A 10,096-nucleotide genomic window follows, 5' to 3' on the forward strand; every position below is an offset into this window, starting at 1 on the left:
GGCGCACGCCCCGCGGCCGTGTGGCGATGCCGGAGGCGTACGCGCACCTGGGTGTCGCGCATCCGGACGGGATGCTTAAGTTGGATGACCTATAATCACTGAAGACTTCCCGGATACCTTCGCGCGCCCAAAGGCTGGAGCGTGCACCTGAGAAAGGCGCTTCCCCCATGCCCATGGAATTCCTGCTCTTCGGCCTCCTCGCCGTTCTCCTCGTCTTCATGATCTTCAACACGCGCAAGCGCACGAAGCAGATGAAGGCCGAGCAGGAGGAGAAGGCCACCAAGACCGTCCCGGGCGCCAAGGTGCTCCTGCAGGGCGGCATCTACGGGACGATCGTCGCGTACGACCCCGACGACCTCGACACCCCCGCGCTCGTCGAGATCGCTCCCGGCACCATCATCGACGTGCACAGCCAGGCCATCCTGCGCGTGGTCGAGCCCAAGGATGTCGTCGTCGACGCACCGTCGGACGACATCGTCGAGGAGCGTGTCGTCGAGGAGCCGGTCGCCGATGAGCCGGTCGCTCCGGCTGTCGAGACCCCCGAGGAGACCCGCGCTCGCCTCGAGCGCGACGCCGACGACAAGTAACGCCGAGGCCGACGCGGCCCCTCGGATCTCCGTCCTTCCAGAAAGCTGAACACACGTGGCTTCATCCTCTCCCGTCCGTCACGCCTGGCGGGTCCTTCTCGGCCTGCTCCTCGTGACGGGCGTGCTCTTCGGCATCAACGCACTGGGCGTGTACGTCTTCAAGGACAGCAACGGGGAGGCCGCGAGCTCGTGGACACCTGAGCTCGCCCTCGATCTGCAGGGCGGCACACAGATCGTGCTGAGTGCGGAGACCGAGGACGGAGCGGCTCCGTCGTCCGAGCAGCTCGACCAGGCCGCGGCGATCATCCGGCAGCGTGTCGATGCGTCCGGCGTCGCCGAGGCCGACATCACGACCGAGGGCGGACAGAACATCGTCGTCCAGATCCCCGGTGAGGCCGACGCGCAGACGCGGGAGCGGATCCAGTCCAGTGCTCAGCTGGAGTTCCGTCCCGTGCTCTACACGACGGCGGCGACCAACGAGTTCGTGGGCGAGGACGGCAACTCGACGCCGTATCCCAGCCCGGATCCGGGTCTGAACTCGACGCCGACGGCCGAGCCGACCGACGCGAGCGACCTCTCCTGGGTCACCGACAAGCTGGCCGCGGAGTTCCAGGCATACGACTGCGCGAACCCGGAGAACGACGCCTCCAAGGCGCCGAAGGACCAGCCGCTCATCGCCTGCTCGGCGGACGGGAGCGCCAAGTACATCCTCGGACCGGCAGAGCTCGACGGCACCGCCATCACCGACGCCTCGGCCGGTCGCGACCCGAAGTCGGGTGCCTGGCTGGTGCAGCTCACGATGAACGGCGACGGGGCCGATGCGTTCGGCAAGGTCAGCACCCGCCTGAACCAGAACCGCATCGACGGGCTCACGCCGCGGGATCAGTTCGCCTTCGTGCTGGACGGCAACGTGATCAGCGCTCCGCGGATGAACGGGCAGATCCTCGATGGTCGCCCCAGCATCTCCGGAAGCTTCACGCAGGAGTCCGCGACCACTCTCGCCGATCAGCTCAAGTTCGGCGCCCTTCCGCTGAGCTTCACGGTGCAGAGCTCCGACACGATCTCGGCGACGCTGGGTACGCAGCAGCTGCAGATCGGTCTCATCGCGGGCCTCATCGGGCTCGCGCTGGTGGCGATCTACTCGCTGATCGTCTATCGAGCGCTCGGGTCGGTGATCATCGCGTCGATCGCGGTGATGGCGGTGCTCACCTACATCATCATCTGCATCCTGGCGTGGCGAATCGGGTTCCGCCTCTCGCTCGCCGGTGTCGCCGGTCTCATCGTGTCCATCGGCTTCACCGCCGACTCGTTCATCGTGTACTTCGAACGAATACGAGACGAGCTCCGTGACGGGAAGTCGATCACCGCGGCGGTCGAGGACGGCTGGGGTCGTGCGAAGCGCACGATCTACATCTCCAAGTCGATCAACATCCTCGCGGCGGTCGTCCTCTACATCCTGGCCGATGCCACGGTGAAGGGCTTCGCCTTCACGCTCGGACTCACGACGCTCATCGATGTGTTCATCTTCGTGATCTTCACGCACCCGGTGATGCAACTTCTCGCGCGCACCCGCTTCTTCGGCGGCGGCCACAAGCTGTCCGGACTCGATCCCGAAGCTCTCGGGGCCGTGTACCGCAGCCGCTCGCAGTACCGAGAGGTCACCACGGCGTCGGTCGGGCGGGGCGCGAAGAACGCGCGGTCCCGCGGCGAGGCCGACCGCAGACAGACGATCGCCGAACGCAAGCGCGCCGAGGCCCTCACGGGCGAGAGATCCACCAAAGCCGGAAGTGAGGGAGACGCCTGATGCCTTCCATGAATGAGTTCGGCAACAACCTCTACTCCGGGAAGACCTCCTTCCCGTTCGTCGGCAAGCGCCGTCTGTGGTTCATCATCGCGATCATCCTGGTCGTCGGCTCGGCGTTGGTGCCGCTCATCCGTCCTATCCAGTTCTCGATCGAGTTCACGGGTGGATCGCAGTTCACCGTGCAGGCGCCGGACAGCCTCGATCAGGAGACGGCGACCACAGCCGTGCAATCGGTCGTCCCCGGCGCTGCGACCAAGGTCGTCGTCGTCAGCGGCAAGGACGTCCGCGTCCAGACCGACCAGATGAGCGCTGCCGAGACCCAGCAGGTCGGCGAGGCACTGGCGAAGGCATACGGCGTCGATCCGTCCGACGTCACTTCCTCCTTCATCGGACCCGCGTGGGGTGAGAACGTCACCAAGCAGTCGCTGTGGGGTCTCGCGATCTTCCTCGCCCTGACCTTCCTGATCCTGGCGATCTACTTCCGCACCTGGAAGATGTCGGCTGCGGCCATCATCGGTCTCCTCGACGTGCTCGTGATCACGGTGGGCATCTACGCGCTGGCCGGCTTCGAGATCTCGCCGGCGGCCGTGATCGGCTTCCTCACCATCCTCGCGTACTCGCTGTACGACACCACGGTCGTGTTCGACAAGATCCGCGAGAACACGACCGAAGACGGGGAGAAGTCCGCCCGCTTGTTCGGCGAGTCGGTCAACCTCGCGGTGAACCAGACGCTCGTGCGCTCCATCAACACGTCCGTCGTCGCTGCTCTGCCGGTCGGCGCGGTGCTCTTCATCGGCGCGTTCTGGCTGGGCGCGGAGTCGCTCACCGACATCTCGCTCTCGATCTTCGTCGGCATTCTCGTAGCCACCTACTCGACGCTCTTCGTGGCTGCTCCGCTCTACTCGCTGTTCCGCGAGAACGAGCCGCAGCTGAAGGCACGGGATGCCCGCATCCGAGAAGCTCGCAGCAGGGCGGCCGTCGAGGTCTGATCGGTTCCTCAGCGGGGCCGGTTCCGCACAGCACGCGTAGGATTGATCGATCAGGAGGTGAGTAGATGGCGGAACCGCAGACGTCATCGCAGGGCTCGAGTCTGCGACGGCTGGTTCCCCGTATCTTCTCCCGCGCGTCGAGGATCAATGACCTCGACAATCTGATCCGCACAGTCCGGGCGAACCACCCCAAGGGCGACTTCTCGGTGATCGAGAGGGCCTACGCGGTCGCCAAGGAGAAGCACGAGGGGCAAAAGCGCCAGAGCGGTGAGCCGTACATCACCCACCCGCTCGCGGTCGCCCAGATCCTCGCCGAACTCGGTCTCGGGCCGCGGGCGATCGCCGCAGCGCTGCTGCACGACACCGTCGAGGACACCGGGTACGCGCTGACCGATCTCACCGCCGAGTTCGGCGACGAGGTCGCGATGCTCGTCGACGGCGTCACCAAGCTCGACAAGGTGAAGTACGGCGAGAGCGCGCAGGCCGAGACCGTCCGCAAGATGATCGTCGCGATGTCCAAGGACATCCGAGTGCTGCTGATCAAGCTCGCCGACCGCCTCCACAACGCGCGCACCTGGGGTTTCGTTCCGCCGGAGAAGGCGGCGAAGAAGGCCAAGGAGACCCTGGAGATCTACGCTCCGTTGGCGAATCGGCTCGGAATCCAGGCGATCAAGTCGGAGCTCGAGGATCTCTCCTTCGCGGTGCTGCACCCGAAGATCTACAACGAGATCCACAGCCTCATCGCGCAGCGCACCCCGCAGCGCGAGAAGTACCTGAACCAGGTCGTCGAGGAGATCGACGAAGACCTGCGGGATCTCCGCATCCGTGGCAAGGTCGTCGGGCGCCCCAAGCAGCTCTACTCGGTGTACCAGAAGATGGTCATCCGCGGCCGTGAGTTCGACGACATCTACGACCTGATCGGCATCCGGGTGCTGGTGTCCTCCGTGCGCGACTGCTATGCGGTGCTCGGAGCCATCCACGCACGCTGGACTCCGCTGCCGGGTCGTTTCAAGGACTACATCGCCACACCCAAGTTCAACCTGTACCAGTCACTGCACACCACGGTGATCGGCCCCGCCGGCCGCACGGTCGAGATCCAGATCCGCACCCATGAGATGCACCAGCAGGCCGAGTACGGCGTCGCTGCGCACTGGATGTACAAGGAGCGGATGAACGGCGGCGGCAAGACCGAGGTCCGCGCGTCCGACACCGACATGGCCTGGCTCGCGCACATCTCCGACTGGCAGGCCGAGACCGCCGACCCTGGAGAGTTCCTGGAATCCCTCCGGTTCGAGATCGGCGCGAAGGAGGTCTACGTCTTCACGCCGAAGGGCCGGGTGATCGGGCTGCCCTCCGGCGCGACCCCGGTGGACTTCGCCTACGCCGTGCACACCGAGATCGGCCACCGCACGATGGGCGCCAAGGTCAACGGTCGCCTGGTGCCTCTGGAGTCCGAGCTCAAGAGCGGTGACGTCGTCGAGGTGTTCACCTCGAAGAACCCCGACGCGGGACCCAGCCAGGACTGGCTCGGGTTCGTTGCGAGCACGCGCGCCCGCAACAAGATCCGCGGGTGGTTCACGAAGGAGCGCCGCGAGGAGGCGATCGAGCAGGGCAAGGAGGCCATCGCGAGGGCGATGCGTCGACAGAACCTGCCGCTGCAGCGACTCATGAGCCATGACTCCTTCACGGAAGTGGCACGGGGCATGCACTACGAGGACGTCTCCGCGCTCTATGCGGCGGTCGGCGAGGGGCACGTCTCGACCCAATCCGTGCTGGAGAAGGTCACCGCACTCGTCGCGGCGAACGACCCCGCGACGGGGGCCATCGACCTTCCCGGCAGCGTGCAGACGCGTGAGCCGCGGTCGGGTGACTCCGGCGTGCTGGTGCGCGGCGCCAATGACATCCTCGTCAAGCTCGCGAAATGCTGCACCCCGGTTCCGGGCGACCAGATCGTCGGGTTCGTGACCCGTGGCAGCGGCGTCTCGGTCCACCGTGCGGACTGCGTGAACGTGAAGGCGCTGGGTGCCGAACAGGACCGATTCGTCGAGGTCTCCTGGGCTCCCACCACCAAGAGCGTCTTCAGGGTGCAGATCCAGGTCGAGGCGCTCGACCGTTCGGGGCTTCTCTCCGATGTCACCCGCGTGTTGAGCGAGCACCATGTCAACATCCTCTCGGCGACGGTCACGACGACGGACGAGCGACTCGCTCTGAGCCGATTCGTCTTCGAGATGGGTGATGCCGTGCACCTCGATCGCGTGCTCAACGCGGTACGCAGGATCGACGCCGTGTACGACGTCTATCGCGTCACCTCTTCCTGACCGCGAGCCTGTCCAGCACGGCCCGTCCCGCGCGGCTTCCAGGAACGCGCGACATGCGGCGCAGCATGGCGGACGCCTCCTCCGGCACGTCGGGCGACACGAGCGCGAGTCTGTCCATCCAGGTCAGCACGCGCGGATCGCGGTGCACGGTCGTGGCGAGATCGAGCATGGTCCGCACCGGCGTTGTGACGAGGATTCCGCCGATCGACTCCAGTTCGGAAGAGGCGACGACGGTGTCGTGGAAGACGAGTCGTGAGTTCGTCGTCGCACGGATCCGTCGTTCGACGCACCGTCGCACATGATGCACGCCCGGTGGACCATCGCCGGCGCCATGGATCCACGCAGCCGTCGGCCCTGACGCCGCGGTTCCTGCGCGAACCAGCGATGCGACAGCGCTCGCCCTGACATCCGATCCCTCGATCAGGTCCGCCGGGACATAGGCGTCCCCGACCTCGACCACATGCCCGTCGATCCGTGCCGCGCTGAGCTCCGCCTCACTCAGCCGAACGCCGGGCAGGTACAGAAGGGCGGGGTGCATCACGTCAGTCTGACGCAGTGCACCCCGCCTCGTCCGTCGTCGTGCGGGACCTGTGGAGAACGGGTCAGCTTCCGAGTGCGCTCAGCCAGGCTCGGCGTGCTTCCAGAGCATCCGCTGCGGCCTTGGCAGCCTTCGTGTCGCCGGCCTTCTCCGCCGCGGCGACCTCGGCCTCGAGCTTCTCGATGGCTTCCAGCAGTTGGGAGCTCATGTCGTTCGCGCGCGCCTTGGTCTCGGGGTTGTTCTTCTTCCAGTCCACATCTTCCCGGGCCTTGAGACCCTGTTCGATGGCGCGGAGCTTGTCGTCGAGCGCCCGCTCCTTGTCCCGGGGGAAGATGCGTCCGATCTCGTCCCACTGCCGCTGGATGCGGGTCAGGAGCGCGCGAGCTCGCTTGATGTTGGGCTCGTCTGCGACACCCTTCGCCTCTTCGAGGAGTGCTTCGCGTGCCTCTATCTTCGGAGCGGAATCCGCTTCTTCAGCGGCAGCCTGCTCGGCACGGGCGGCATAGAGGGCGTCGCCCGCGGCCTTGAAGCGCGCCCACAGCGCGTCATCGGCCTTTCGTCCGGCGCGGCCGGACGCCTTCCACTCGTCGAGGAGGTTGCGGTAGGCGGGGATTCCGTCGGTACCGCGGGGGGCGAGGGCTTCCGCACGCTCCACGAGACGGGTCTTCGCGTCGCGGGCGACCTTGTGAGCGTCGTCGAGCTCGGAGTAGAAGGCGCGGCGCTGCTTGTCCACGACGGCCCGAGCGTCCCGGAAACGCTTCCAGAGCTGCTGGGAGATTCCCTTCGACAGGCGCGGCCCGTTCTGCTGCTGCGCCTGCCAGGCGTCGAACAGCTCTCCGAGCTCAGCCGTGACCTGCTTCCACTGCACCTTGCTGAGGTCACGTGCGGCGATCGCCTCGGCGCGCTCGACGAGTTCGGTTCGCTCGGCGATCGCCTTGTCGACGAGTTCCTTCGCCTGCTTCGCCTTCTGTTCCGTCGCCTCCGAGAGAGACGAGGTCAGAGCGTTGAGTCGATCGCGAAGACCGGCAAGGTCACCGACCGCGGCGGCATCGGTGGCTTCGTCGATCAGGTGCTTCGCCTGCTTGGCGAGGTCGCTCGCGGATGCGCCGCCGGCCTGATGGCGCTGTTCGAGTGCATGCACCTTGAAGGCGATGTCGTCGAACTTGCGGACGAAGTAGGCGAGGGCCTCATCGGGCGTACCGTCCGGGTACTGGCCGACGACGCGCCAGGCGTCGCCTTCCTTGACCTCGACGGTTCCGTCCTCGGTGACGCGCCCCCATTCCGCCGACGTCGACGATGCGGCGGGCACCGGTGCGGCAGGCGCGACGGCGGCCGGCGTCGGTGCCTTGCGGGGCATCGGCACGGAGGGGGGTCCGGGGATGGGGGGAGTCGGCTTCGTGGGCTCGTTGGCAGACACGTGATTCTCCTTGCGCGGTCGGGCCGCGGGAGGCGGAAAGGACGAGGCTCAGCCTAGTACGCCGAAGCGCCGCGGGTGAGGCCCGGGCGTCACGCGGGATCGTTACCGTTCTGTAATGAGATCTTTCGACGGAGGACACACAGCTCGTCATCTCCGGGAAACACGACCCTCTTAGGGTCGCCAGGACGACAGTCATCCGGTCGACAGGAGCAGTATGAAGGACACCACATCCCCACCGGGCGAGATCGTCGTCGTCGGAGCGGGGATGGCGGCGCATCGATTCGTCGAGCGGCTGCTCCGCGACCCGGGCACGGCCGCGCGGGTTACGGTCATCGGAGACGAGGGGTACGGTCCGTACGACAGGTCCGAGGTGGCGGGGCTCCTCTCCGGCGACGATCCCGCAGAGCTCCAACTGGACCGCTCCGTCTTCCGTGACGACCGCGTCCGGCTGGTGCGTGATGACCGCGTGCTGCGCATCGATCGCACGGCCCGCACCGTGCGAACGCGCTCCCGGCGCACATACTCCTACGACACGCTGGTGCTCGCCACCGGTTCGTTCGCTTCGCAGGTTGCCGTATCGGGAGCTCGGCTTCCCGGGTGCTTCGTGCTGCACTCGATCGAGGACGCGGAAGCGATCCGGACCTTCGTCGAGGCGCGATCCGGCGTCCTGGGGCGCCCGCTGCGCGGCGTCGTGATCGGGGGAGGTCGACGCGGGCTCGAAGCGGCGGTCGCTCTGGACGCGGCGGGGGTCGCAACCACGATCGTGCAGCATGCGGATCGCTTGCTGCCCGACCGGTTGGATGAGGTGGGTGCCGGCGTGCTGCAGTCCGCTCTCGCAGATCGAGGCATCGCGGTGCGCACGCGTACGAGGACGACGCGGCTCGACGCGGACGACTCGGGTGCGGTCACTGCTCTCGAGTTCCAGGACGGGACCTTCCAACGGGCGGATGTCGTGCTGTTCACGGTCGGCGTGCGTCCGCGTGACGAACTCGCCCGCAACGCGGGGCTCGGTGTGCACGCGCAGGGCGGGGTCATCATCGACGATCGGTGCGTCACTTCGGATCCACACATCCTCGCGATCGGCGAAGCGGCCCGCTTCGACGACCGTGCTGTCGATTCCGCCGCGGGCGCGCACTCCATGGCGGAGGTCGCAGCGGAGCGGGCGTGCGGGGGAGCGTCGCGGTTCACGGGGCACGAAGCCTATCTCCACCGCACCATCGCCGGGGTCGACATCGTGAGCTTCGGCGAGCCGTGGGCGGCTTCTCCGGGGGCGGTCGACGTCGTCACGCTCTCCCGTCGCGGCGGTGTCTACCGCAAGCTGGTCCTGAGCGACGATGCGCAGACTCTCCTCGGGGGCATCCTCGTGGGCGATACGAGCGGACATGTCGCCTTTCGGCGGGCCGTCGGCGAACGGCTACGGGGCGAGGTCGCCGAGGAGCTGGGGCGTACGGCTCCGGACGAGGGTGGGACGATCCCGGCCTGCGTCCACATCGGGATGTCGTCGCGCGAACTCCGGGAAGTGATCCGCACAGAAGGATTGACCACATTCACCGAGTTCGGGGGGCGTCTTGGAAGGGAGCCCGACTGTGCGCGTTGCAGTCTGGCTGTGGCTCGTGCGCTCTTGGAGCTGGCTGACGAGCGGTTGCCGCAGAAAGGGGAAGACGCCTCCAGCGAGCGGGCACGTCGTGTGGTCGGCTCGGCGTCTGACGGCAGTCGCGTGAGCCTCTCCGAAGCGGGGGGAGGGGAGTTCGGCCCGCAGCAGCTCGTCGACATCGGCTGCATCGCGCTGGACCTCGGCCTGTCGCTGCAGGTCGTCGACTCGCGGATCGAGCTGCGGGGAGTCCGTCGGGGGCAGCGTTCGGCGTTGCGGGAACGGCTGGCCGCGGTCGGGATCCTGTGCGAAGAGTCCCCGCTGCGCACGGGCTCGGGCGATGCCCAGGAGCAGTCGCTCCCCAGCGGCGAGTCTGTGTCACCGCATCCGAGGCCGTCAAGCGATGCTGCACGGAACGCTGTCAGAGCGATGGACGCAGGCTGGGCCGATCGAGGTCACTCGATGGGTCGGCACCGCGCCTCGCCGCTGCGCGCGGAGAACCCCGCATGACGACCGGGCGTTCGGGGGCACGCCCGGTGCTCGCAGGATGCAGGATCATCGTGTCGGACGAGGCGCGATCCGCCGGAGGTCCCTCCGCCGGGAGGGGCGGGTCGAACGACGACGGCTGGCGTCGCGTCCTGGAACGAGCGGGGGCGGAGCTGCTGCGTGTCGTCACGCCTCGAGTGACGACACCGGCTCCGGTCGCCCTGTGTCGCGCCGTCCACCGCGCAGGTGCCGGCGGCGCTGACGCTGTGCTGTTCACGGCGTCGACGGCGGCGTGGGTCGACGCGGCGGAGAGTTCCGGCGCCCTCGACGCCAACCGGCGGCGGACGGAGGCGGAAAGGCTGCTCC

General features: G+C 67.4%; 8 protein-coding genes and 1 pseudogene. 7 read left to right on the forward strand and 2 right to left on the reverse strand.

Annotated elements, in window-relative coordinates; genetic code table 11:
* The 5 genes from DSP71_RS23810 to DSP71_RS12955 all read left to right on the forward strand — a co-directional run.
* Positions 1-95: hypothetical protein (locus DSP71_RS23810; RefSeq protein ID WP_258546434.1), on the forward strand; the 95-nt coding region annotated here is incomplete at its 5' end.
* Between the two features lie 72 nt (positions 96-167).
* Positions 168-587: a preprotein translocase subunit YajC gene (gene yajC, locus DSP71_RS12940; RefSeq protein WP_374168973.1), complete on the forward strand. Its 420-nt coding sequence runs from the start codon at positions 168-170 to the stop codon at positions 585-587.
* A 55-nt stretch (positions 588-642) separates the two neighbouring features.
* Complete coding sequence (secD, locus tag DSP71_RS12945; RefSeq protein ID WP_046747158.1) at positions 643-2,391, forward strand: protein translocase subunit SecD; 1,749 nt, start codon at positions 643-645, stop codon at positions 2,389-2,391.
* Positions 2,391-3,380 (forward strand): protein translocase subunit SecF, encoded by a 990-nt coding sequence (gene secF / locus DSP71_RS12950; RefSeq protein ID WP_046747157.1) that lies wholly within the window; start codon positions 2,391-2,393, stop codon positions 3,378-3,380. The genes secD and secF overlap by 1 nt, the downstream gene beginning before the upstream one ends.
* Positions 3,381-3,445: 65 nt before the next feature.
* Positions 3,446-5,698, forward strand: a complete 2,253-nt coding sequence (locus DSP71_RS12955) for a bifunctional (p)ppGpp synthetase/guanosine-3',5'-bis(diphosphate) 3'-pyrophosphohydrolase (RefSeq protein ID WP_046747156.1) — start codon at positions 3,446-3,448, stop codon at positions 5,696-5,698.
* On the opposite strand, the gene DSP71_RS12960 is transcribed toward DSP71_RS12955, so the two are convergent.
* Positions 5,685-6,236, reverse strand: a complete 552-nt coding sequence (locus DSP71_RS12960; RefSeq protein ID WP_058633073.1) for a hypothetical protein — start codon at positions 6,234-6,236, stop codon at positions 5,685-5,687. The genes DSP71_RS12955 and DSP71_RS12960 overlap by 14 nt on opposite strands.
* A gap of 64 nt (positions 6,237-6,300) precedes the next feature.
* A complete protein-coding gene (locus tag DSP71_RS12965; RefSeq protein WP_179516032.1) occupies positions 6,301-7,653 on the reverse strand; it encodes a DUF349 domain-containing protein in 1,353 nt (450 codons plus the stop codon).
* A 214-nt stretch (positions 7,654-7,867) separates the two neighbouring features.
* Here DSP71_RS12965 and DSP71_RS12970 point away from each other — a divergent pair, with 214 nt between their 5' ends.
* Positions 7,868-9,754, forward strand: coding sequence for an NAD(P)/FAD-dependent oxidoreductase (locus DSP71_RS12970; protein ID WP_113681284.1), 1,887 nt, complete (start codon positions 7,868-7,870; stop codon positions 9,752-9,754).
* A pseudogene (locus tag DSP71_RS22735) lies at positions 9,751-10,096 on the forward strand (hypothetical protein); the annotation flags it as partial. The gene DSP71_RS12970 and the pseudogene DSP71_RS22735, both read left to right, overlap by 4 nt.

The sequence above is a fragment of the Microbacterium sp. H6 genome, from assembly GCF_003314775.1.
GTDB lineage: Bacteria > Actinomycetota > Actinomycetes > Actinomycetales > Microbacteriaceae > Microbacterium > Microbacterium oxydans.

Bases quoted from the DNA above. Each gene is read 5' to 3' on its own strand.
- yajC (WP_374168973.1), top strand. From the start codon at position 168: ATGCCCATGGAATTCCTGCTCTTCGGCCTCCTCGCCGTTCTCCTCGTC.
- secF (WP_046747157.1), top strand. From the start codon at position 2,391: ATGCCTTCCATGAATGAGTTCGGCAACAACCTCTACTCCGGGAAGACC.
- DSP71_RS12955 (WP_046747156.1), top strand. From the start codon at position 3,446: ATGGCGGAACCGCAGACGTCATCGCAGGGCTCGAGTCTGCGACGGCTG.
- DSP71_RS12960 (WP_058633073.1), bottom strand. From the start codon at position 6,236: ATGCACCCCGCCCTTCTGTACCTGCCCGGCGTTCGGCTGAGTGAGGCG.
- DSP71_RS12970 (WP_113681284.1), top strand. From the start codon at position 7,868: ATGAAGGACACCACATCCCCACCGGGCGAGATCGTCGTCGTCGGAGCG.